A 22,777-nucleotide genomic window follows, 5' to 3' on the forward strand; every position below is an offset into this window, starting at 1 on the left:
CGGAAAAATATTTAATCCGGACGGGCGCTTAGCGCAGCCGACGGTCATTCGCTCGGCGGCACGTAGCCTTCGGCCTTGGCGTAATCTTCGCCGGAGAAGAACTTGTCCATCTCGCCCTGAAGGAACTTGCGGTCTTCGGCGTTCATCATGTTCAGCCGGCGCTCGTTGATCAGCATGGTCTGGTGCTTCTGCCAGTCGTCCCAGGCCTGCTTGGAGATGTTGTTGTAGATGTCCTCGCCTTTCTGGCCTGGAAACGGCGGGCGCTCGAGGCCGGGGAGTTCTTCGTTGTACTTGCGGCAGTTCACGGTGCGGGTCATGAGGTTTCTCCTGCATTCAATTCAGCGGCGGCGCGCTTGAGCAGTGTCTTTACTGGCGCGGCAAGGCCGAGGCGCGGCGGGGTGGCGAGGTTATACCAGAGCCAGTCGGCCTCGGCCACGGCGTCGGGCGCGGACTTGACCCTGATCAGCCAGGGTTCGATTGCCAGCTGGAAATGGCTGAAGGTGTGGGTCAGGCCGGGCAGTTCGCGGCGCTCCTCGAGCTGCAGCGCATGCCGCGCGGCGAGTGGGTCGAGGGCGGCGAGGTCGTCCAGTTCCGGCAGGCTCCAGAGCCCGCCCCACAGGCCCGTCGACGGGCGCCGATAGAGCAGGATGGCGCCGTCGCGATTGGCCAGCAGCGGCATCAGTGTGCGTTTCTGCGGCAGCGCCTTACGTGGCTTGGGCACTGGGAAGTCGGTTTCGCGCCCGAGCAGATGGGCGCGGCAGCCGTCCTTGAGTGGACAGAGCAGGCAGCTCGGGCGGCTGCGGGTGCACAGCGTGGCGCCGAGATCCATCATCGCCTGGGTGTAATGGTTGACGCGCTGCTGCGGGGTGAAACGTTCGGCCACCTCCCACAGCTGGCGGGCCACCTTCGGCTCGCCGGGATAACCGTCCTGCGCCACGTAGCGGGCCAGCACGCGCTTGACGTTGCCGTCGAGGATCGGCGCGCGCAGGCCCAGGCTGATGCTGGCGATGGCGCCGGCCGTGGAGCGGCCGATGCCCGGTAATTCGGCGAGCTGGTCGACATCCGCCGGAAACACGCCGCCATATTCGGCCACGATGAGTTTCGCGGTCTTGTGCAGATTGCGTGCGCGACTGTAGTAGCCGAGGCCGGCCCACAGGTGCAGCACCTCATCTTCCTCGGCGGCGGCGAGCGCCTCGACGCTGGGCAGCGCCTCCATGAAGCGGTCGAAGTAACCGAGCACGGTGCTGACCTGGGTCTGCTGCAGCATGATCTCCGACACCCACACCCGGTACGGCGTGATGTTCTGCTGCCAGGGCAGATCCTTGCGGCCGTGGCGGTCGAACCAGTCGAGGACCGCCGCGCCGAACTGCTCCGGGCTCATCGCTTGAACAGGCCTTTGAGGGCGTCCTTGAGCTCGGGGCTGACCTTGTCGCCGAGCTTCTCTTCGATCTTTTCGTTGAGCTTCTCGCCGGCCAGCCGCGCTGCGACCTTGCCCAGCGCGTCGTTGTCGAAGCGGCAGGCCTTGGCGCCCAGCTCCAGCGGGCCGCGGCAGAGCAGCGGCCATTCGATGCCGACGTAGCGCTCGTTGACCTGGCAGGCCGGGTCCGGCATGGCGCCCTTGTCGCCTTCGATGACGATGCCGACGCGGTAGTCCATGCCCAGTACGCGAAGATCGACGTCGCCGTTGCCGTTGACGGTGAGCCCAGGAATGCTGGCCTTGAGGTCGGGGTTGCTGGCCACGCCGTTGCGCAGCGTCAGGTTGCCTTTGAGTTCGCGGAACGGCGTGTCCTTGCTGCGTGGGTCGCTGGCGAGCGGCTTGCGATTGAGCGTGGCGATGGCGCGGCACAGCTGCTGCTCGAGGTTGGCATCGACCAGCACGCCGTTGTCGATGATGAAGCCGACCTTGCCGTTGAGGTTGTCGATCCAGGCCTTCTCGCTGTTGCCCTGGGTGCGCAGGTCGGCATCCAGGTTGAGTAGCCCCTTGACCACCACGTCCTCGCCCTGGCTTTCCAGCAGGCGCTCGACCGGTACGCCGTTAAAACGGTTCTGCACGGTCAGCAATGGCAGTGCCGGGCGCACGTCAAGGCTGGCCGAGCCGTCCAGGCGGCCGCCATACAGTCCGCCGCGCACTTCCTGCAGGGTCAGCAGGCCGTTGCGGGTACGAGCCTTGAGGTTGAAGCCGTCCAGCGGGATCTTCATTGCGGTCAGGCTGCCGATGGCCAGGTTGATCTCGGTGTCGAGCTTGCGCAGCTGATCCACCGGCAACACTGAGGCCTCGCTCCAGGCCTGTTGGGTCGGCGCGTTGGGCAATGGTGTGGTGCCGCTGCCGATCGCGCTGGCCTGGGTGCTCTTGACCTCGCTCTTGCGCGCTGCCTCGGCCGCCTGCTCCTTGCTCGGCGGCGGTAGGTAGCGGTCCAGATCGAAGCGGTCGCCCTTGAGGTCGACGCGTAGCGCCTGGCGGGTGAAGTCGCTGATGGCGAGGCGGCCGGTGAAGGTGCTGTCGTCGAGTTTCAGGGTCAGCTCTTCCAGCGCCAGGCTGTTCGGCGTACCGCTCAGACGACTGACCAGTTCGGCCTTGCTCAGTGCGGCAGCGTCAGCCATGGCCGGCAGCTGCTGGCCGGTGCCCTGGAGGAACTCACGCAGGTTGAACTGCGCGACGGTCAGGGCGCCGCTGATCTTCGGTTCCTTGTCCAGATCGCGTGCCTTCAGCTCGCCCAGCCCGCGCAGCTGGTTGGCGGTGAACTTGAGGCTGTTCCATTCGGCGATCTGCGCGGCGAGATCGACCAGCAGCTGGCCCTGAGCGCTGAAGGTCAGTGTCTGCCCTTGCAGCGGCTCGCCGGAAGCCTCGCCGGACAGGCGCATGTCTTCGAACTGGTAGCGCTTGAGCTGGTTGTCGAAACGCAGCGCGCCCTGCAGTTCGGTGCGCGCGCGCATCACCGGCTTGTTGCTGCCGAAGAAGGCGTTGAGCTTGAGCGGGATCGGGCTGCCTTCGCGGATCGCGCCGGTCGTGAGCTCGATGCTTTCGGCGCTGTACTGCTGGCCGGTCTTGGCGTCGCTGTAGGTAACGCGGGCATCGCTGACGGTCAGACTGTCGATGTCCAGGGTCAGTGGCTTGCTGCGCGAGGCGGGGGCTGCATCCGGTTCGGCCGGTGGTTCGCTGGCCTCGGCGGCTGGCGCGGGTTGTTCGGCCTGCCTGGCCGGCTGGCCGACGCCCTCCCAATTGCCGCGGCCCTGTTCGTCACGGCTCAGCGTCAGGTTGAGGCCGTTGACGGTGATGTCGCTCATCTGCACTTCGCGGCTCAGCAGCGGCATTACCCGCACCGACAGGCCGAGCATGCGCAGGTCGGCGAACGGCTGCTCGGGTGTCTGTGCGCTGGCCAGGGTGGTCTCGTGCAGCTCCAGGCCGAGCCAGGGGAACAGGCTCCAGCCGATGTCGCCTTTGATGTCCAGTTCGAGGCCGGCCTTGCTGCGTGCCAGGTCGCGGATCTCGTCCTTGTAGTCGTTGGGATCGAATAGGTGGGTCAGGGCGAAGCCCGCCGCCACGACGATCAGCAACAGCCCGAGAAAGACCAGACCCAGGATTTTGCCGAGCGATTTCATGGACGAGTCCTTGTAGATGAACGATCTGAAAAGTGCCGAGTATAGCCCCGTGCCTGCACTTGTCGGGAACGCGGTCGGCGTTGGAGTGCCGTTGCGGGTGCGGGTTCCACAGATGGCCGCGGCGGGGCGGCAAGCGCCCCCCGTCGGCGGATCAGGCAGGGCGCAGCGGATATCGCGTGGGCGACTTAGAGCGAATCCAGCGGCAGATGCGTTCGCGCGGCCAGGGCGCTGGCTTCCAGATGACCGGCGGGTGCGGCAAGGCGCAACGGCTTGCCGGCTTCACTGGCCAGCCGTTGGGTTTCTTCCAGCAGGCGGCGGCCGACGCCGCGCTTGCGGGTGATCTTGCGTACGCACAGGTGTGACAGGCGCCAGGCTTCGTCGCCGCGCCTCAGCAGGGCGGCGCCGAGCAGACGGTCATTGAAGCGGCCTGCGATCAGGCTGCCATCGGCCAGCGCCGCCTCAATCAGCGCTTCGGCGCTGGCATAGGGCGTCAGCAGCCACTCGGGGGCGTCGGCGTAGATTTTCGCCAGATCGGTTAAATCCTGCGGGCTGGGCTGGGTGACGGATTCGACGTAGACGGGCATGGCGACCTTGCGACGGCTGAGCAGAAGTGCCGGCAAGGATACGCCGAACCGCCGCCAGCGCACGAGACGGCGGCGGTTGGCGCGTTCGCTCAGTGCAGGCGATGCCGCTCGTGAAGGAAGCTCAGCACCGCACGGCGGTAGTGGTTGTACTCGGGGTCGTCGGCCAGGGCGATGCGATCGCGCGGGCGCGGCAGTTTCACCTCGAGGATTTCGCCGATGGTCGCCGAAGGGCCGTTGGTCATCATCACGATGCGGTCGGAGAGCAGCACGGCCTCGTCGACGTCGTGGGTGATCATCATCATGGTGTTGCCCAGGTCCTTCTGGATCTTCATCACCTCGTCCTGCAGGTGCGCGCGGGTCAGTGCATCGAGGGCGCCGAAGGGCTCGTCGAGCAGCAGCACCTTGGGCTTCATTGCGAGCGCGCGGGCGATGCCGACGCGCTGCTTCATGCCGCCGGAGATTTCCTGCGGATACTTGTTCAGTGCGTGGCCCATGTTCACCAGCGCCAGGTTGTGCTCGATCCACTCGCGCCGTTCGCGCTTGTTCATGCTGCGCTTGAACAGCTTGTTCACTGCCACTTCGACGTTCTCGTAGACCGTCAGCCAGGGCAGCAGCGAGTGGTTCTGGAACACCATGCTGCGGTCTGGGCCTGGGCCGCGGACCTCCTTGCCGTCGAGGATCACGCCGCCGAGGCTGGGGTCGAGCAGCCCGGCGACGATGTTCAGCACCGTCGACTTGCCGCAACCGGAGTGACCGATGATGGAGATGAACTCGCCCTTGGCGATGTTCAGGTTGATGTCCTTGAGCACCTGCGAGGCAAGGTTGCCGCGCACGAAACTCTTGTCCAGGTGTTCGATGGAGAGATAGCTCATGGCGTTGCTCCTCAGTTGGCCGGAATGCCGCGGGTGATGCGCTGGCCGACGAAGGCCACCAGGCGATCGAGCACGAAGCCGACCACGCCGATGTAGACGAGCGCGAGGATGATGTCGCTGATGCGCGATGCGTTCCACGCATCCCAGATGAAGAAGCCGATACCGACGCCGCCGATGAGCATTTCCGCGGCGATGATCGCCAGCCACGACAGGCCGACGCCGATGCGCAGGCCGGTGAAGATGTACGGCGCGGCGGCCGGCAGCATGATGGTCTTGAAGTACTCGAAGCCGTTGAGCTGCAGCACCTGGGCGACGTTGCGGTAGTCCTGCGGGATGTTGCGGATGCCCACTGCGGTATTGATGATGATCGGCCAGATCGCGGTGATGAAGATGACGAACAGCGCCGAGGGGTGGCTGTCCTGGAAGCCCGCCAGCGATAGCGGCAGCCAGGCCAGTGGTGGCACGGTGCGCAGCACCTGGAAGATCGGATCGAGGCCGCGCATGGCCCAGTCCGACTGGCCGATCAGCACGCCGAGGCCGACCCCGGCGACCACCGCCAGCATATAACCCACCGCAACCCGCTGCAGGCTCGCCAGCAGCTGCCAGGCCAGGCCCACGTCATTGCCGCCGTTGTCGTAGAACGGATCGATGATCAGCTCCCAGGTTTCCGCGACCACCTGCGAGGGCGGCGGCAGCGCGGCATCGGCGCCGGAGCAGAGCATCTCCCAGATCAAGCCGAGCAGCAGCAGGATCACCAGCGGCGGCACCAGCTGCTGCACAGCGTAGCGGCCGCTGCGCCGAGCCAGTGCGGCGAGCCGGGAAGGGCGGGCGATGGACACCGGCTCGGCGCTGGCGGGCTGCAGTTTGACGTTGGCATTCATGGGCTTTTCCTCGCGGGTTGCGGTTATCAGGCCATGGCCTTGATGGTCAGGCTGTCCAGATAGGCTTGCGGGTTCTCGGGGTCGAACACCTTGCCGTCGAAGAACTTCTCCACGCCGCGGGAGGTGGAGGCCGGGATCAGCTCGGCGGGCAGGTTCAGTTCGCCAGCGGCGGCGCGCCAGATGTCCTCGCGGTTGACCTTGGCGATCAGCGCCTGGCTGTCGAAGTCGGCCGGCAGGTAGCCCCAGCGCTTGTTCTCGGTGAGGAACCAGAGGTCGTGGCTCTGGAAGGGGTAGGAGGCGTGGTCGTCCCAGTAGCGCATCTGCTCGGGATGGTTCTCGATGACCTTGCCGGTGCCGTAGGCGAAGTTGCCCTTCATGCGGTCGACGATGTCCTTGTAGGGCGCGCCGATCCACTTGCGCTGCGAGCAGATCTTTGCCACTTCCTCCTTGTTCTCCGGCTTCTCGCAGAACTGCTGGGCTTCCATGATCGCCATGGTCAGCGCCTTGGCTGCGTTGGGATTGGCGGCCACGTAGTCGCTGCGCAGGGAGAAGGCCTTTTCCGGGTGGTTGTGCCACAGCTCGCCGGTGGTGTTGGCGGTGTAGCCGATCTTCTGGTTGATCAGCTGGGCGTTCCAAGGCTCGCAGACACAGAAGGTGTCCATGCTGCCGACCTTCATGTTGGCGACCATCTGCGCCGGCGGCACGACGATGGTGTTGATATCGGCATTCGGGTCGATGCCGCCGGCCGCCAGCCAGTAGCGCATCCACAGATCATGGGTGCCGCCGGGGAAGGTCATCGCCGCACTGACTTTTTTGCCGCTGGCCTTCTTCGCTTCCAGCGCGGCCTTGAACGGGGTGCTGTCGAGGCCGATCTTCAGGTCGCGATATTCCTCGCCGACCGAAATGCACTGGCCGGACAGGTTGAGCCGCGCCAGGATCGACATGGGCACCGGCTGGCTGTTCGGCGTGACGATGCCAGCGCTGATCAGGTACGGCATGGGCGTGAGGATATGCGCGCCGTCGATGCCATTCTTCGCCGAGCCGAGCACCAGATTGTCGCGAGTGGTGCCCCAGGAGGACTGCTTGAGCACCTCGACTTCGGTCATCCCGTATTTGGCGAAGAAGCCCTTCTCGGCGGCGACGAACAGCGGCGCGGCGTCGGTCAGGGCGATAAAGCCGAGCTTGGCCTTGCTGGTCTCCACATCCCCGCCCGCCGCCCAGGCGGCCGAACGCATGCCCAGGGACATGCCGCCGAACAGGGCGACGCCGCTGGCGGCAATGATCGAGTGCTTGAGAAAGCTGCGGCGCGAGGCCAGCGTTACGCTGCTGGGCTGGTCGTTGTTCGGCTTGTCGGTCATGGTCGGGTTTTCCTTTGGGCGAAAAAAAACGGCGCCACACCGCCCGGCTGGAGCCGGAGAGCGTGGACACCGTTGTCCTAATGAGGAGTTGTGAAAGCCGAAGGATCCGGCCTTGCCTGAGCTTTGCGAAAGCTGTGCCAGAACTGCTCAGGCGGCGCGGAACGGGTGCTGCCGCGGCATCGAATCGCCGGGAGGTTTCCATCGAATCAAGCACTTGCGGCGGGGCGCAAACAGAGCGCGACCAGTTCCGTGATTGGCTTGCTCGAGATGAATTGCGCTTGGCGATCCTGCGGGACTGGCGGCGCATGCACATCCGCGGGGCAGGCATGCTGTGCTGATGGTGCGGCGTGCCTGTTTTCAGTGCTTGGAGCGCTGGCCCAGAGTGCGGGCCGGGGCGCGCTCGGCGGGCTGTGCCAGTGCCAGCAGGCGCTGGGCGACCTCCTCCAGGCGCAGGCCCTGATTCATTGCCGCCTGACGCAGCCAGCCGTAGGCCTCGCCTTCGGAGAAGCCCTGCTGGCGCATCAGCTGCTGCTTGGCCCGCTCCACCTGTTTGCGTTCGTCCAGCGCCTGACGCGCCTCGCGCAATTCTTCATTGAGACCCTGCAGGCGCACGCTCTGGGTTAGCAAGAGTTCCAGGGTCGAGCGCGCCACCATCGCGGTCATGCCGTCCGGCGGTGGCGCGTCCAGATCGCTGGCCTGCACACTGAACAGCTTGGCCTGCTCGGCGGCGGCGTGCATGTCGGCGATGCCGTCGAGCAGCTTGCGATGGCTCTGCAGGTCCTTGCGGATACGCTCGATGCTGTACCGGCACTGTTGCAACAGATCCTGCTCCAGGCGCGTCTCGACCTGCTTCATTGCGTCGATGCGGTGCGTGTGCAGCTCGAACCAGAGCTCGCACAGCTGCGGTTCGACCGCCGCGCCGGGGCTGGTACGGCGGGCGATGTCACGCAGGCGGCAGGCGTTGATGTTCGTCTCGCTGGCGCACAACGCTTGCCATAGCGCCTGCGCTGCCGGGCTGGCGAAGCGGCTGAAGGTGGCGAAGCAGCGCTCCTGGCCTTCGAGCAGATGCTCCAGGCGCTCCAGCATGTCCGCGCGGAAATAGCCGCTGGCGAAGCCGACGACCCCGAGCGCGCGCTCCTGGCCGGCCAGTTCCTTGCCCTGCATGAAATTGAACAGCGCCACCAGGCAGCGGGTGATGTCCGGGTCGGCGGCGGTGTCGGCCGCTTCGAACACCACTGCCAGCAGCCCGCCGATCAGCCGCACCAGTGTTGCCGTGGCGTCCTGCATGCTGATGGCGTGCTCGCGGATGCGCCGGCGCAGAGCCGGCAGCTCGTCGAGACTGTGCAGGGCATAGGCGATGCGGGTGAACAGCCGGGTTTTGTCCGCAGTGCTGACGGCATCCAGGTCGATGCGATCCAGATCCAGGCGCACCCCGCGCTCCAGCGCCTCGGCTTCCAGGCTGAGCACGTCCAGCTGCTGGCGCTGATGGGCGGCGTTGCCGCTGAGGTAGATGTTCGAGTAGCCGCGCTCTTTCTGCAGCGCGTGCACCAGCTGGCTGATACGGGTGACCAGTTCGCAGGTGCGCGCCAGGTCTTCCAGGCCGAGCAGTTCGCTGCGCCGGGACGCCAGCATGAAGCGCAGGGTCGCAGGCATTTTCCGTCCGTGCATGGGCGGCACCTCCGCGGGTTGTCGCGCAGGTTCCTGCAAGATGCAGTCCAGTAAACCCGGCGCGTATCCGTGCTGCGGCGTTTGCGCCTATAATGTGCCCCTTTTCGCCCACGATCAGCGGAGCTGTTGATGTCCGAACGTACGGCTTACGTAGAGCGCAACACCCTGGAAACCCAGGTCAAGGTCACCATCAATCTGGATGGCACCGGCAAGGCGCGCTTCGCCATCGGCGTGCCCTTCCTGGAGCACATGCTCGACCAGATCGCCCGTCACGGGCTGATCGACCTGGATATCGAGTGCAACGGCGACCTGCACATCGATGACCACCACACCGTCGAGGACGTCGGCATCACCCTCGGCCAGGCCTTCGCCAAGGCTATCGGCGACAAGAAGGGCATGACCCGCTACGGGCATTCCTACGTACCGCTGGACGAGGCGCTGTCGCGCGTGGTGATCGACTTCTCCGGGCGCCCGGGGCTGACCATGAACGTGCCCTACACCCGCGCGGTGGTCGGCAAGTTCGACGTCGACCTGTTCCAGGAATTCTTCCAGGGCTTCGTCAATCACGCCCTGGTCACCCTGCACATCGACAACCTGCGCGGCATCAACACCCACCACCAGATCGAAACCGTGTTCAAGGCCTTCGGCCGCGCGCTGCGCATGGCCGTCGAGCTCGATCCGCGCATGGCCGGGCAGATGCCGTCGACCAAAGGGTGCCTGTAATGCAGACCGTCGCCGTCATCGACTACGGCATGGGCAACCTGCACTCGGTGGCCAAGGCGCTGGAACACGTCGGCGCTGGCCGCGTGCTGATCACCAGCGATGCGCAGGTCATCCGTGAGGCCGACCGCGTGGTGTTTCCCGGCGTCGGCGCGATTCGCGACTGCATGGCCGAGATCCGCCGGCTGGGCTTCGACGAACTGGTCCGTGAAGTCAGCCAGGACCGCCCATTTCTCGGCATCTGTGTCGGCATGCAGGCGCTGATGGAGCGCAGCGAGGAGAACGATGGTGTCGATTGCATCGGCCTGTTCCCCGGTCAGGTGCGCTTCTTCGGCAAGGACCTGCACGAGGACGGCGAGCACCTGAAGGTGCCGCACATGGGCTGGAACGAGGTCAAGCAGGTGGTCGACCACCCGCTCTGGCACGCGATTCCGGACAATGGGCGCTTCTATTTCGTGCACAGCTACTACATCGAGGCCGGCAATCCGCGCCAGGTGGTCGGTCGCGGCCATTACGGCAACGACTTCGCCGCCGCGCTGGCCGATGGCTCGCGCTTCGCGGTGCAGTTCCACCCGGAGAAGAGCCACACCCACGGCCTGCAGCTGCTGCAGAACTTCGCCGCCTGGGATGGTCGCTGGTAAATGAGCCGGGCCAAGCTCAAGCCGCCGGTCCTGACGCTGGATCCTGCTCAGGAGCAGGCAGCGCAACAGGTCATCAAGCGCTTTCTGGAAGAGCGCTTCGAACTCGAGCTGGGCTCGTTCGAGGCGCAGGAAGTGCTCGATCTGTTCGCCCGGGAAATCGCGCCGCTGTATTACAACAAGGCGATCTTCGACGTGCAGAGCCACCTGAAAGAAAGGTTCGAAAGCATCGAAAGCGACTTGTGGGCGCTCGAGAAGAGCTGACCCTTAACCGACACTTGATTTGAACAGGTTCAAGCCATGCTGATTATCCCCGCTATCGATCTCAAGGACGGCGCCTGCGTGCGTCTGCGCCAGGGCCTGATGGACGATGCCACGGTGTTTTCCGACGACCCGGTGGCCATGGCCGCCAAGTGGGTCGAGGCCGGCTGCCGTCGCCTGCACCTGGTCGACCTCAACGGCGCCTTCGAAGGCCAGCCGGTCAACGGCGAGGTGGTCACCGCCATCGCCAAGCGCTACCCGGACCTGCCGATCCAGATCGGTGGCGGCATCCGTACCCTGGAAACCATCGAGCATTACGTGCGCGCCGGCGTCAGCTACGTGATCATCGGTACCAAGGCGGTCAAAGAGCCGGAGTTCGTTACCGAGGCCTGCCGCGCCTTTCCGGGCAAGGTCATCGTTGGCCTGGATGCGAAGGACGGCTTCGTCGCCACCGATGGCTGGGCCGAAGTCTCCAGCGTGCAGGCCGTCGACCTGGCGCGCCGTTTCGAGGCCGATGGCGTCGCGGCGATCGTCTATACCGACATCGCCAAGGACGGCATGATGCAGGGCTGCAACGTCGAGGCGACCGTGGCGCTGGCCAACGCCAGCCGCATCCCGGTGATCGCCTCCGGCGGCATCCACAACATCGGCGACATCCAGAAGCTGCTCGACACCAACACGCCGGGCATTGTCGGCGCCATCACCGGCCGGGCGATCTACGAAGGCACGCTCGACGTCGCCGAGGCGCAGGCGCTCTGCGACCTGAAGTACAAGGACGGGTGATTCGCTGAACTGCGGTGGATCGGTGAAGCGCGATCCACCCTACACGCTACCTGCAGCTTGAAGCCTGCGGCTTGAATAAGCCGCTTTCGGAGAAAGCCATGGCCCTGGCCAAACGCATCATTCCCTGCCTCGACGTGGACAACGGCCGCGTGGTCAAGGGCGTCCAGTTCGAGAACATTCGCGACGCCGGCGACCCGGTGGAAATCGCCCGCCGCTACGACGAGCAGGGCGCCGACGAGATCACCTTCCTCGACATCACCGCCAGTGTCGACAACCGTGACACCACCCTGCACACCGTCGAGCGCATGGCCAGCCAGGTGTTCATCCCGCTGACTGTGGGCGGTGGCGTGCGCAGCGTGCAGGATATCCGCAACCTGCTCAATGCCGGCGCGGACAAGGTCTCGATCAACACCGCCGCGGTGTTCAACCCGGACTTCGTCGGCGAGGCCGCGGACCGCTTCGGCTCGCAATGCATCGTCGTCGCCATCGATGCGAAGAAGGTCTCCGCGCCGGGCGAGCCGGGTCGCTGGGAAATCTTCACTCATGGCGGGCGCAAGCCCACCGGCCTGGATGCGGTGGCCTGGGCGAAGAAGATGGAAGACCTCGGCGCCGGCGAAATCCTGCTGACCAGCATGGATCAGGACGGCGTGAAGAGCGGCTACGACCTGGGCGTCACCCGGGCCATCAGCGAAGCGCTGTGCATTCCGGTGATCGCCTCCGGTGGCGTCGGCAATCTGCAGCACCTGGCCGACGGCATTCTCGAAGGCAAGGCCGATGCGGTGCTAGCCGCGAGCATCTTCCACTTCGGCGAATACACGATTCCGGAAGCCAAGGCCTATCTGGCCGCCCGCGGCATCGTGATGCGTTGATCTCAACGTGCAGCTGAACAAGGCTTAATGCCGAAATAAGGACATGTCCGCGGCTGTTGCGGACAAACAATCAGGAGATTTCACGCATGCTCAAGACCATCGCTTCCCTCGCCGCTGCGGCACTGCTGTTCGGCGCCACGCTGGGTCATGCGCAGACACCGGTGAAGATCGATCTGCTGACGGAGAACTTTCCGCCTTACAACATGGCGGCCGACGGCAAGAACTTCGCCCGCGATGAAAACATCAGCGGGATCGCCGCGGACATCGTGCGCGAGATGTTCAAGCGTGCCGGCATCGACTACACCTTGACGCTGCGCTTCCCCTGGGAGCGCATCTACGGCATGGCGCTGGAGCAGCCGAACTACGGGGTTTTCGTCACGGCGCGCCTGCCCGAGCGCGAAGAGCTGTTCAAGTGGGTTGGTCCGATCGGGCCGGACGACTGGGTGTTGCTGGCTCGTGGCGACAGTCCGATCAACCTGACCAGTCTGGATCAGGCGCGCCAGTACAACATCGGCGCCTACAAGGGTGATGCCATTGCCGAACACCTGGACGGTCAGGGACTGCAGCCGCAGCTCGCCCTGCGCGATCAGGAAAACGTGAAGAAGCTGATCGACGGCAAGATCGACCTGTGGGCCACTGGTGATCCCGCTGGCCGCTACCTCGCCCGCCAGGACGGCGTGACCGGACTCAAGCGCGTGCTGCGTTTCGACAGTGCCGAGCTGTACCTGGCGCTGAACAAGCAGGTCGCCGATGAGACGGTGCAGAAGCTGCAGAAAGCGCTCGACCAGATGCGCAGCGAAGGTGTAATCGACGAGATCAACGCGCGCTACCTCTGAGCCTTCCCGTAGTCGGCGCATCTCCTGCGCCGACTTTCTCGGTGATGGCGGTGCGCCAGTAGCGTGCAACGATCCTCCTGCTCGCGCCGTCCTGGCGCATGCACGCTTCCCTGATTCAGCGGGCGCTCAGCCGCTGGCGCCGCGGCGCTTCGCTGGTTCGCATCTTGCTTTGGACAGCCCCCGGCTCTGGCTCGCGGAGGGGTGGGCCAGGGAATCGAGAAGAAGGGAGCGATCCATGTTCAAGCGAATCATTGCCGTCGTCTTGCTGCTGCTCTGCGCTCACGCGCACGCCGCGCTGCCTGACGACTACCGAGTCGTGCTGCTGACCGAGAACTTTCCACCATTCAACATGGCCGAGGACGGCAAGAACTACGCCGCCGACGCGCGCATCCACGGCATCAACGCCGACATCGTGCGCGAGATGTTCCGCCGCGCGAAATCCGCTACGAGCTGACCCTGCGCTTCCCCTGGGATCGCATCTACAAGCAGGTGCTCGAACAGCCGGATCAGGGGCTGTTCTCCACCACCTTCACGGCTGAGCGCGAGCAGCAGTTCAAATGGGTCGGCCCGTTGGCGAGCATCAGCTGGGTGCTGCTGGCGCCCGCCGACAGTCCTCTGCGGCTGACCGGACTGGAGCAGGCACACGACCTGCGCATCGGTGCCTACAAGAACGATGCGGTCAGCCAGCACTTGGAGGGCAAGGGCCTGGCGCCGATCAACTCGCTGCGTGATCAGGAGAACATCGGCAAGCTGCTCAAGGGTCAGATCGACGTCTGGGCCACCGCCGATCCGGTCGGGCCCTACCTGGCCAAGCAGGAAGGTGTGACCGGCCTGAAACCGGTGCTGCGTTTCAATGAAGCGCGGCTGTTCCTCGCGCTCAACCGGGCGACACCGGACGAGGTGGTTGAGCGTCTGCAGCGGGCGCTGGATGCGATGCGTGCCGACGGCACGGTGGATGCGATGCTGCGCCGCTATCTCTGAAGCTCAGCGGTAGACGCCGCCACGACCGTGGGCGGCCATCGCGCGGTTGCTGCGGGTGGCGATCATCTGCCCGACATCGACCCATTCGATGCCCTGCGCCGAGAGGCGCGGCAGTTCGCGTTCGAGCACGGCCAGCGTGCTCTCGTGGGGATGACCGATGATGACGACCGAGCCTTGCTTGCGCGCTAGCGCGACTGCCGTGTGAAAGCGTTCGGCTACCGCGGACGGTGCGGGATCGTCATCGAGAAAGATGTCCCGCGACAGGCTGGCCAGTGCCGTGCGTTGGGCGCTGGCGGCGGCCACGGTGCGCGGGCTGGTGCGGCTGTCGAGAAAGAACAGGTGGCGGCGCTGCAGTTCGCCCATCAGCCAGGTCATGGCCTGTATCTGATCGGTCATGGCGCTGCCCATGTGGTTGTTCAGCCCGCTGGCATGCGGTACCGCCGCAAGCGCTGCGTCGAGACGGCGCGCCAGTTCGTCATGAGGTAGTTGGGGATGCCAGGTGAAACGGCCTTGGGCAGGCGCCATCGGCATGTGCAGCATGACCGTTTTGCCGGCGCGATGAGCCTGCTCGGCCAGGTCGGCTGCATGGCGGGTGTCGGGAAGGATCGCCAGCGCGACCGGCCCCGGCAGTTGCAGCACGCGGCGGTCGCGTGCCGGGTTCTGCCCGAGGTCGTCGATTATCAGGGTCAACCGCGGTCGCGGGACATGGTCCGGCGTGGCTGCGGGCTCGCTGGCATACAGCGCCTGGCTGGCGAGCAACACCAGCAGCGCCAGCCCTGCTACCCAGCCTGACATCTTCACTGGCCGCGGGTGAGGTTCAATCCCTTGAGCAGATTCAGGGCCTGACCGAGCTGGTAGTCATCGTCCTGCGGCCGCGGCGAGTCGCTGGCGATCTGGGTGGCGGTGGGACGGTCCGGACCGCCGTTGCCGTTGCCCAGGTGGCCAGCAAGATCGGCCTCGCGGAAGCCATCGGCGGCCTGCTCGCGGGTCAGCTTGGCACGCTCGACCTTGATGTCCGGCTCGATGCCCTGGGCCTGGATCGAGCGGCCGTTGGGGGTGTAGTACAGCGCGGTAGTCAGCTTCAGTGCACGATCGTTGTTCAGCGGCAGCACGGTCTGTACCGAGCCCTTGCCGAAGCTGTCGGTGCCCATCACCACACCACGCTTGTGATCCTGCAGCGCGCCAGCGACGATCTCCGAGGCCGAGGCGCTGCCGCCGTTGATCAGCACCACCAGCGGTACGCCTTCGCTGGCATCTGCCGGGTCGGCGTTGAAGCGCAGCTCGGAATTGGCGATGCGACCCTCGGTGTAGACGATCAGGCCCTTGGTCAGGAAGTGGTCGGAAATCTCGACAGCCGCCTGCAGCACGCCACCAGGGTTGTTGCGCAGGTCGAGGACCAGGCCGTTGAGCTTCTTGCCGTCGTTGTCCTTCTTCAGCTTCGCCAGCGCCTTGCCCACTTCCTCGCCGGAGTTGACCTGGAACTGAGTGACGCGCAGGTAGCCGTAGCCTGGCTCCAGGATCTGACTGCGGACGCTGCGCACCTTGATGACCGCGCGGGTCAGCTTCACGTCGAACGGCTGGCCGCCTTCGCGCACCAGCGTCAGGCTGATGCTGCTGCCCGGCTTACCGCGCATCTTGCCGATGGCGTCCATCATCGACAGCCCCTTGGTCGGCTGGCCGTCGATCTTGACGATCAGGTCGCCGGCTTCGATGCCGGCCTTGGACGCCGGGGTATCGTCGATCGGTGAAACGACCTTGATGAAGCCGTCTTCCATGCCGACTTCGATGCCGAGACCACCGAATTCGCCGCTGGTGCTTTCCTGCAGCTCGGCGAACGCTTCGGGCTCGAGATAGGCGGAATGAGGATCGAGATTGCTGAGCATGCCTTTGATGGCATTTTCCAGAAGGGTCTTGTCATCCACTGGTTCGACATAGGCAGCCTTGATGCGGTCCAGTACCTCGGCAAAGGTGCGCAGTTCCTCCAGCGGCAGCGGGGCTTTGGCACTGGCACTTGGCGCCGCGGCCTCCTCCATGGGCTGCTGGGCCCATGCGCCGCCCTGCATCCCCAGCAATACGGCCAGGGCGAGCGTGGATGGGCGGGCGAAACGGCGCAGGTGCAACATGTCGAACTCCAATTATGAGAGGGCGCGCTTGGTGGTGCGGGCGGCTCGGCAGGACCGAACGCCGCTGCTCGCTAGCCTTGCGCGCGGCACCATTGGGCAGGATCGCTGGGGCGCCCCTGCTGGCGAATGGCGAAATACAGTGCGGCAGTTTCCTGGCCGCCGCTGGTGCCTACCGTGGCAATTGCGTCGCCGGCCTTGACGATATCGCCGGCGTCGCGCAGCAGGCTCTGGTTGTGGCCATACAGGCTCAGATAACCATTGCCATGGTCGAGGATTACCAGCAGTCCAGCGCCGCGCAGCCAGTCGGCGAACACTACGCGTCCGCCATGGACGGCGCGGACCTGAGTACCGACGCTGGCGCCGATCAGTACGCCGTCCCACTTGGTTCGAGCGTCGCCGCCGCGCGGAGTGCCGTAGCGGGCGACGAGACGTCCATCCACCGGCCATGGCAGCTTGCCCTTGGCCTTGGCGAACGGGCCGCCGAAGTTGCCGCCGGCACTGGAAACCAATGGACCGCTCGGCGCAGTGCTGGTGCCGGACCGGGATTGTTGTTGCTCCTGACGCTGGCGCTCGGCAAGCAGTTCGCGTTGTCGGACTTCCTCGGCTTCGCGAGCCTGGCGGGCCAGAGTTTCCTCGATGGTCTTGAGTACCCGTTCGAACTGGGCCTGCTCCTGACGGCGGGCCTGCAGCTTCTGTTCGCGGCTGGACAGGTCGCTGTTGAGCTTGGCCAGCGTTTGCTGGCGCTCCTTGCGCACCTCGGCGAGTTGCTCGCGCCGCTCCAGCAGGCCGTCCTTCTTTTCCGCCAGAAGGTTCTGCTGCGCTTCGATGTCAGTCTCGACTCCGGCCAGTTGGCGCAGGGTCTCGTTGAAGCTGTCGAGCTGTTCGAGGCGCGCCTTGTTCAGGTAGTCGTAATAGGTGATGGTGCGGCTGAATTTTTCCGGGTTCTGCTGGTTGAGCAGCAGCTTGAGGTATTCCTGCCTCCCATTCTGATAGGCGGCGCGGGCCTGCAGCCCGATCAGGCGCTGTTGCTGCAGGCGTGCGCCTTCGAGGGTGGTTTTCTCCTCGTTCAGGCGTTCCAGCTCAGCCTCGCTGCGGTCGATCTCCTGCTGCAGGGTGTCGACCTGCTTTTCCAGCTGACCCATCTCGCTTTCGGTGGTCTTCAGCTGCTTCTGAACGCCGGATTTCTCCTGCTCGATCTGCTTGAGCAGTTTCTGCAGTTCGGCGATGTCTTGGCGAGCGGCTTCGATCTGCTGCCGCGCTGCGGTACGTTCGTCCGCCACGGCGGGGCCGAGCAGGCAGAGGAAGGCGAGGGCGAGAAAGGTACGAGGCATTGGAGGGCGTCAACCGAGCGTTATGACCGACGTAGTATGCCTAAAAAGCAAGCTGGAAGCTTGAAGCCTGTAGCGGGAAACGGCGGCTGGCGCCAGCCGCTTCCCGCCCGGCTCGATCAGCTCAGCTCGACGATCGAGCGACCGGTCATCTCCGGCGGTACCGGCATGCCGAGCAGGGTCAGCATGGTTGGCGCGACATCGGCCAGCACGCCGCCTTCGCGGATCGAGACGTTGCGCTTGCCTATATAGATGAAAGGCACTGGCTCACAGGTATGCGCGGTGTGCGCCTGGCCGGTCATGACGTCTTCCATCTGTTCGACGTTGCCGTGGTCGGCGGTCAGCAGCGCTTCGCCACCGACCTTGTCCAGCGCCTCGACGATCCGCCCGACGCAGCTGTCCAGGCATTCCACCGCCTTGACCGCGGCATCGAACACGCCGGTATGACCGACCATGTCGCCGTTGGCGTAGTTGACCACGATAACGTCGTAGCGCTGGTTCTCGATGGCATCGACGATACGATCGGTGACCTCGGGCGCGCTCATCTCGGGTTTCAGGTCGTAGGTGGCGACCTGAGGCGAGGGGATCAGAATGCGCTCTTCGCCGGGGAAGGGCTCTTCCCGGCCGCCGGAGAAGAAGAAAGTGACGTGGGCGTATTTCTCGGTTTCGGCGATGCGCAGCTGGGTCTTGCCGTTGTTGGCCAGGTACTCGCCGAGCACGTTGGTCAGTGCTTCCGGGGCGAAGGCTGCCGGCGCGGGAATGCTCGCGGCGTACTGGGTGAGCATGACGAACTCGGCCAGTTGCGGCACCCGGGCGCATTCGAATTCATTGAAGCCGGGTTCGACGAAGCAACGGGTCAGCTCGCGGGCGCGGTCGGCACGGAAGTTCATGAACACCACGGCGTCGCCATCCTCGACGCGCACCGGTTCGCCGATGGTGGTCGCCTTGACGAATTCGTCGCTTTCGCCACGCTCGTAGGCGGCGATCAGGCCATCCACGGCGTAGTCGGAGCGGTACTCCGCCTTGCCGTCGACGATCAGCTCGTAGGCCTGCTGCACGCGGTCCCAGCGGTTGTCGCGGTCCATGGCGAAGTAGCGGCCGATCAGGCTGGCGATACGGCCCTTGCCCAGGCGGGTGAAGGTGGCCTGAAGCAGTTCGATGGAGTGCTGTGCGCTCTTCGGTGGGGTGTCGCGGCCGTCGAGGAAGGCATGCAGGTAGATCTTCTCAACGCCGCGCTGGGCCGCCAGCTCGGCCATGGCGACCAGATGATCCTGATGGCTGTGCACGCCACCGTCGGAAAGCAGGCCGAGGATGTGCACCGCCTTGCCGGCCCCCGCGGCCTTGTCGACGGCGGCACAGATGGTCGGGTTGGCAAAGAACTCGCCGTCGCGGATCGCCTTGGTCACCCGGGTGAAGTCCTGATACACCACACGCCCGGCGCCCAGGTTCATGTGGCCGACCTCGGAGTTGCCCATCTGCCCGTCCGGCAGACCGACATCCATGCCGCTGCCAGAGATCAATCCGTGCGGCTGGCTGGCCAGCAGGCGATCGTAGACCGGCTTGCGGGCGGCGTGGATGGCGTTGAAGTCCGGGCTGTCGCTGTGCCCGAAGCCATCGAGAATGATCAGTACCAGGGGTTTGGGCGCGGCGGTGGGGGCGACGGACATGCTTTCGGGCTCCTTGCACGGGGGCGGAAAAGGGCAGCCAGTCTACTGGCTGGCCGGGGCGAGGTCACGAATCATCAGGGTTCAGCCGGTAGGAGGGGCTGTGTATACTGGCCCGCATTTTATCGTCCGGGTACCCGTTGATGCTCGCTAACCTGATTGAATTTGTCTCTAACCACTATGTACTCAGCAGCCTGTTCGTGGTGCTGTTGATCCTTCTGTTCATCACCGAGACCCGCAAGGGTGGCAAGAGCCTGAGCAATCGCGAACTGACGGCACTGGTCAACAGTGGCGAGGGCGTGGTGTTGGACGTGCGCGTCAAGAAGGAGTTCGACGCCGGTCATATCGTCGATGCATTGAACATTCCCTACGAGAAGCTGGTCAGCCGCACAGGCGAGCTGGAAAAGCACAAGGCCAAGACCATCATCGTGGTCGACGCCATGGGGCAGCACGCCGGAACGGCCTGCCGTGAGCTGCAGAAGGCAGGCTTCACCGCCGCCAAGTTGTCGGGAGGGATTTCCAGCTGGCGCGGCGACAATCTGCCAGTGGTCAAGTAATCATGCCCAACGTCGTCATCTATACCACCGCCTGGTGCCCGTTCTGTATCCGCGCCAAGGCGCTGCTCGATCGCAAGGGTGTCGCCTACGAGGAAGTTCCCGTGGATGGCAACCCGTCCCTGCGTGCCGAGATGGCCAGCAAGGCCGGACGCACCTCGGTGCCGCAGATATGGATCGGCGACAAGCACGTCGGCGGCTGCGATGAGCTGCACGCTCTGGAGCGCGCTGGACGTCTCGACCCGTTGCTGCAGGCTTGAGGCCGGCAACGCGGGTCTGCGAACAATTCAAACGACACGCACAACTGGATAGAAGGTTGCAGAAATGACCGAACAAGCTAACAACGGCGGCGCAGCATCGCAGAACGAACAGGGCGCGCAGTTCTCCCTGCAGCGCATCTACGTCCGCGACCTGTCCTTCGAAGCGCCGAAGAGCCCGGAAATTTTCCGTCAGGAATGGAATCCGAGTGTCGCGCTGGACCTGAACACCAAGCAGAAGGCGCTTGAGGGCGACTTCCATGAAGTCGTGCTGACCCTTTCGGTCACCGTGAAGACCGGCGAAGAAGTTGCCTTCATTGCCGAAGTGCAGCAGGCCGGGATCTTCCTGATCAAGGGTCTGGAAGCGGCTGCGATGAGCCACACCCTTGGCGCGTTCTGCCCGAACATCCTCTTCCCTTACGCCCGTGAGGCGCTGGACAGCCTGGTGACCCGCGGTTCGTTCCCGGCGCTGATGCTGGCTCCGGTGAACTTCGACGCACTCTACGCCCAGGAAATGGCGCGCATGCAGAGCGCCGGCGAAGCCCCCAGCACCGCCCACTGATCCATGCGGATCATGCAGGAAGCGTCTGACGCTTCCTGCATTTCCCTTCTGCGCATTAGCGCACCTGCACCACCAGCTTGCCGACCGCCTTGCGCTGCCCCAGCGTGGCGATCGCCTGGCCAGCCTCTTCCAGCGCAAAGCGTTGCGATACCAGCGGCTTGAGCTTGCCTTCTGCATGCCAGGCGAACAGCTGACGGAAATTCGCGGCGTTTTCCTGCGGTTGACGCTGGGCGAAGGCGCCCCAGAACACGCCGATCAGTGCGGCACCCTTGAGCAGCGGCAGGTTGGCCGGCAACGCCGGAATGTCGCCACCGGTGGCGAAACCCACCACCAGCATGCGGCCGTTCCAGGCGATGCTGCGGAAGGCTTCCTCGAACAGCTTGCCGCCCACCGGATCGTAGATGACATCCACACCCTGGCCGCCGGTGAGTTCCTTCAGGCGCTCCTTCAGGCTGACTTCGCTGTAGTTGATCAGTTCGTCGGCGCCGGCATTCTTCGCCACCTCCAGCTTTTCGGCGCTGGAGGCGGCGGCGATGACTCGCGCGCCCATGGCCTTGCCGATCTCCACGGCAGCCAGGCCGACGCCTCCGGAGGCACCGAGCACCAACAAGGTCTCGCCGGGTTGCAGATTGGCGCGCTGCTTGAGCGCATGCATCGATGTGCCATAGGTCATGCTGAAGGCGGCAGCGGTCTCGAAGTCCATGCTCGGCGGGATCGGCAGTGCGTTGGTACCGGCCACGGCAACCTGTTCGGCAAAGCTGCCCCAGCCGGTTAGCACCATGACCCGGTCGCCGACCTTGAGGTGGCTGACCTTCTCTCCGACTGCGGCAATCACGCCGGCCGCCTCGCCGCCGGGCGAGAACGGGAACGGCGGCTTGAACTGATACTTGCCCTCGATCATCAGCGTGTCAGGGAAATTCACCCCGGCGGCATGCACGTCGAGCAGGATCTCGCTCGGCTTGATCTGAGGGGAGGGGGCATCTTCGACAACCAGGCTTTCGGGCGGGCCGAAGCTTTTGCACAGGACGGCTTTCATCGCTTTTCCTTGTTCGACTGGTCGGACGCTTGCCGCCCGACATGGGATGGCTCGACTGCTCAGGACTTTCCAGTCTAGGAGCGCTGCGTGGCGAGGCAATCAGCATCGTTCACTGTAATGGCGGCGTATAAGTGGCAGGCGGTTGCGCGATAGGCTTGGGTGGGCCGCGGCGACTGGTTATGCTGGCGCAGGAATCCCTTGGAGCAGTACCGCGTGAAATACCTCATCTCGATGTTTTTCTGCCTCGCCCTGGCTGGGCCCGCGCTGGCTGAGGAGCCGGCCGAAGACGCCGTCGCCACGCAGACACTCTATTACGCGCTGACGCCTGCGATGGTTGGCAACTACGGCTCCGGCGAGCGACTGAAGTACTACAAGGCCGATGTTGCGCTGCGTATCTCCAGCAAGGAGGTGGAGGATCGGGTCAAGCATCACGAGCCGCTGATTCGCCATCAGCTGGTGATGCTGTTTTCCCAGCAGACCGACGAGACGCTGAGCGGCCCCGAAGCCAAGGAACAGTTGCGTCAGGAAGCCTTGCGCCAGGTGCGCGAGGTGCTGGAGCAGGAAGAAGGCAAACCGCTGGTGGATGATCTGTTGTTCAACAATCTGATCATCCAGTAGCTCAGCGCATCGCCAGGATCGCCTGCCATTCGTCTTCGCTGACCGGCATCACCGACAGGCGGCTTCCTTTCTTCACCAGTGCCAGTTCGTGCAGTGCTGGCTCGGTTTTCAGAAGCGCCAATTTCAACGGTGTCGCAAAGGCGTCGACGAACTCGACATCGACCGCGCTCCACGGATTCGCATCATCGCGAGCCTTGGCTTCGTGATAGGGGCTGGCAGGGTCGAGGGCAGTGGGATCGGGATAGGCGCTGCGACTGATCCTGCCGATGCCGGCGATTCCTGGCTCGGCGCAACTGGAGTGATAGAAGAAGAACTGATCGCCTTCCTGCATCTGGCGCATGAAGTTTCTCGCCTGGTAGTTGCGTACACCATCCCAGCGTCCGTGACCCATTTTTTTCAGGTCCCGGATGGAAAATTCGTCGGGTTCGGACTTCATTAGCCAGTAAGGCATGAACCTTGCTCTCCTATCAGGCGGTTCGATCAGACCATGATGGCAAAATCTCCGACAATCGGCTGCAATACCTGTTTGCGCGGTGCCGACGCTTAACGGAAAATGCCGCAGCTGTAAGGTGGCCTATCGAGTC

General features: G+C 64.7%; 24 protein-coding genes and 1 pseudogene. 11 read left to right on the forward strand and 14 right to left on the reverse strand.

All coding sequences use genetic code 11. From position 1 onward, the window contains the following. Positions 1-44: 44 nt before the first annotated feature. The 8 genes from RT582_RS02115 to RT582_RS02150 form a co-directional block, all read right to left on the reverse strand. Positions 45-317 (reverse strand): oxidative damage protection protein, encoded by a 273-nt coding sequence (locus tag RT582_RS02115; RefSeq protein ID WP_003280779.1) that lies wholly within the window; start codon positions 315-317, stop codon positions 45-47. Next, positions 314-1,381 carry an A/G-specific adenine glycosylase gene (gene mutY, locus RT582_RS02120; RefSeq protein WP_313476373.1) on the reverse strand — a complete coding sequence of 356 codons (1,068 nt, stop codon included), beginning with the start codon at positions 1,379-1,381 and terminating at the stop codon, positions 314-316. The genes RT582_RS02115 and mutY overlap by 4 nt, the downstream gene beginning before the upstream one ends. Then, positions 1,378-3,600, reverse strand: a complete 2,223-nt coding sequence (locus tag RT582_RS02125; RefSeq protein WP_313476376.1) for an AsmA family protein — start codon at positions 3,598-3,600, stop codon at positions 1,378-1,380. The genes mutY and RT582_RS02125 overlap by 4 nt, the downstream gene beginning before the upstream one ends. A 185-nt stretch (positions 3,601-3,785) precedes the next feature. Next, complete coding sequence (locus RT582_RS02130; protein ID WP_313476531.1) at positions 3,786-4,184, reverse strand: acetyl-CoA sensor PanZ family protein; 399 nt, start codon at positions 4,182-4,184, stop codon at positions 3,786-3,788. A gap of 89 nt (positions 4,185-4,273) precedes the next feature. Continuing rightward, positions 4,274-5,056 (reverse strand): ABC transporter ATP-binding protein, encoded by a 783-nt coding sequence (locus RT582_RS02135; RefSeq protein ID WP_014818627.1) that lies wholly within the window; start codon positions 5,054-5,056, stop codon positions 4,274-4,276. Positions 5,057-5,067: 11 nt separating this feature from the next. Beyond that, positions 5,068-5,937, reverse strand: a complete 870-nt coding sequence (ntrB, locus tag RT582_RS02140) for a nitrate ABC transporter permease (protein ID WP_313476378.1) — start codon at positions 5,935-5,937, stop codon at positions 5,068-5,070. A gap of 26 nt (positions 5,938-5,963) precedes the next feature. Beyond that, entirely contained in the window at positions 5,964-7,295 is a 1,332-nt protein-coding gene (locus RT582_RS02145; RefSeq protein ID WP_313476380.1) for a CmpA/NrtA family ABC transporter substrate-binding protein, read from the reverse strand. Positions 7,296-7,652: 357 nt separating this feature from the next. Further along, positions 7,653-8,963 carry a nitrate regulatory protein gene (locus RT582_RS02150; RefSeq protein WP_044314857.1) on the reverse strand — a complete coding sequence of 437 codons (1,311 nt, stop codon included), beginning with the start codon at positions 8,961-8,963 and terminating at the stop codon, positions 7,653-7,655. A 129-nt stretch (positions 8,964-9,092) separates the two neighbouring features. On the opposite strand from RT582_RS02150, the gene hisB reads away from it, so the two are divergent. The 7 genes and pseudogenes from hisB to RT582_RS02185 all read left to right on the forward strand — a co-directional run bounded on the left by hisB (position 9,093) and on the right by RT582_RS02185 (position 14,051). Continuing rightward, a complete protein-coding gene (gene hisB, locus RT582_RS02155; RefSeq protein WP_003303331.1) occupies positions 9,093-9,686 on the forward strand; it encodes an imidazoleglycerol-phosphate dehydratase HisB in 594 nt (197 codons plus the stop codon). Next, positions 9,686-10,324 (forward strand): imidazole glycerol phosphate synthase subunit HisH, encoded by a 639-nt coding sequence (gene hisH / locus RT582_RS02160; protein ID WP_003282884.1) that lies wholly within the window; start codon positions 9,686-9,688, stop codon positions 10,322-10,324. The genes hisB and hisH overlap by 1 nt, the downstream gene beginning before the upstream one ends. Continuing rightward, positions 10,325-10,585 carry a DUF2164 domain-containing protein gene (locus tag RT582_RS02165; protein WP_023444024.1) on the forward strand — a complete coding sequence of 87 codons (261 nt, stop codon included), beginning with the start codon at positions 10,325-10,327 and terminating at the stop codon, positions 10,583-10,585. Between the two features lie 36 nt (positions 10,586-10,621). Continuing rightward, positions 10,622-11,365, forward strand: a complete 744-nt coding sequence (hisA, locus tag RT582_RS02170) for a 1-(5-phosphoribosyl)-5-[(5-phosphoribosylamino)methylideneamino]imidazole-4-carboxamide isomerase (RefSeq protein ID WP_313476382.1) — start codon at positions 10,622-10,624, stop codon at positions 11,363-11,365. 98 nt (positions 11,366-11,463) lie between these two features. Continuing rightward, positions 11,464-12,234 (forward strand): imidazole glycerol phosphate synthase subunit HisF, encoded by a 771-nt coding sequence (gene hisF, locus RT582_RS02175; protein WP_014818634.1) that lies wholly within the window; start codon positions 11,464-11,466, stop codon positions 12,232-12,234. A gap of 86 nt (positions 12,235-12,320) precedes the next feature. Further along, positions 12,321-13,070 (forward strand): substrate-binding periplasmic protein, encoded by a 750-nt coding sequence (locus RT582_RS02180; RefSeq protein ID WP_278397664.1) that lies wholly within the window; start codon positions 12,321-12,323, stop codon positions 13,068-13,070. 235 nt (positions 13,071-13,305) lie between these two features. Continuing rightward, positions 13,306-14,051: pseudogene (locus RT582_RS02185) on the forward strand (substrate-binding periplasmic protein). 3 nt (positions 14,052-14,054) lie between these two features. Here the strand turns inward: RT582_RS02185 and RT582_RS02190 are convergent. The 4 genes from RT582_RS02190 to gpmI all read right to left on the reverse strand — a co-directional run bounded on the left by RT582_RS02190 (position 14,055) and on the right by gpmI (position 19,169). Continuing rightward, entirely contained in the window at positions 14,055-14,846 is a 792-nt protein-coding gene (locus RT582_RS02190) for a divergent polysaccharide deacetylase family protein (RefSeq protein WP_376781399.1), read from the reverse strand. A 2-nt stretch (positions 14,847-14,848) separates the two neighbouring features. Continuing rightward, the gene (locus tag RT582_RS02195) at positions 14,849-16,174 is read right to left on the reverse strand and encodes a S41 family peptidase (protein ID WP_014818638.1); all 1,326 of its coding nucleotides are present in this window, start codon (positions 16,172-16,174) and stop codon (positions 14,849-14,851) included. A gap of 71 nt (positions 16,175-16,245) precedes the next feature. Continuing rightward, positions 16,246-17,505 carry a murein hydrolase activator EnvC family protein gene (locus tag RT582_RS02200; RefSeq protein ID WP_313476386.1) on the reverse strand — a complete coding sequence of 420 codons (1,260 nt, stop codon included), beginning with the start codon at positions 17,503-17,505 and terminating at the stop codon, positions 16,246-16,248. A 116-nt stretch (positions 17,506-17,621) separates the two neighbouring features. Then, entirely contained in the window at positions 17,622-19,169 is a 1,548-nt protein-coding gene (gene gpmI, locus RT582_RS02205; protein WP_313476389.1) for a 2,3-bisphosphoglycerate-independent phosphoglycerate mutase, read from the reverse strand. Between the two features lie 140 nt (positions 19,170-19,309). On the opposite strand from gpmI, the gene RT582_RS02210 reads away from it, so the two are divergent. The 3 genes from RT582_RS02210 to secB all read left to right on the forward strand — a co-directional run bounded on the left by RT582_RS02210 (position 19,310) and on the right by secB (position 20,539). After that, positions 19,310-19,723: a rhodanese-like domain-containing protein gene (locus RT582_RS02210; RefSeq protein ID WP_014818641.1), complete on the forward strand. Its 414-nt coding sequence runs from the start codon at positions 19,310-19,312 to the stop codon at positions 19,721-19,723. A gap of 2 nt (positions 19,724-19,725) precedes the next feature. After that, positions 19,726-19,980, forward strand: coding sequence for a glutaredoxin 3 (gene grxC, locus RT582_RS02215; protein WP_102832361.1), 255 nt, complete (start codon positions 19,726-19,728; stop codon positions 19,978-19,980). A gap of 64 nt (positions 19,981-20,044) precedes the next feature. Beyond that, the gene (gene secB / locus RT582_RS02220) at positions 20,045-20,539 is read left to right on the forward strand and encodes a protein-export chaperone SecB (protein WP_014818643.1); all 495 of its coding nucleotides are present in this window, start codon (positions 20,045-20,047) and stop codon (positions 20,537-20,539) included. 55 nt (positions 20,540-20,594) lie between these two features. Here the strand turns inward: secB and RT582_RS02225 are convergent, their stop codons facing one another. Further along, positions 20,595-21,575 (reverse strand): NADPH:quinone oxidoreductase family protein, encoded by a 981-nt coding sequence (locus RT582_RS02225; protein WP_313476392.1) that lies wholly within the window; start codon positions 21,573-21,575, stop codon positions 20,595-20,597. Positions 21,576-21,806: 231 nt separating this feature from the next. Between RT582_RS02225 and RT582_RS02230 the strand changes: the two genes are divergently transcribed. Beyond that, complete coding sequence (locus RT582_RS02230; protein WP_031297169.1) at positions 21,807-22,193, forward strand: flagellar basal body-associated protein FliL; 387 nt, start codon at positions 21,807-21,809, stop codon at positions 22,191-22,193. A 1-nt stretch (position 22,194) separates the two neighbouring features. On the opposite strand, the gene RT582_RS02235 is transcribed toward RT582_RS02230, so the two are convergent. Next, positions 22,195-22,644 (reverse strand): EVE domain-containing protein, encoded by a 450-nt coding sequence (locus RT582_RS02235; protein WP_313476394.1) that lies wholly within the window; start codon positions 22,642-22,644, stop codon positions 22,195-22,197. Between the last annotated feature and the right edge of the window lie 133 nt (positions 22,645-22,777).

The sequence above is a fragment of the Stutzerimonas kunmingensis genome (assembly GCF_032106285.1).
Taxonomy (GTDB): Bacteria; Pseudomonadota; Gammaproteobacteria; order Pseudomonadales; family Pseudomonadaceae; genus Stutzerimonas; species Stutzerimonas kunmingensis_B.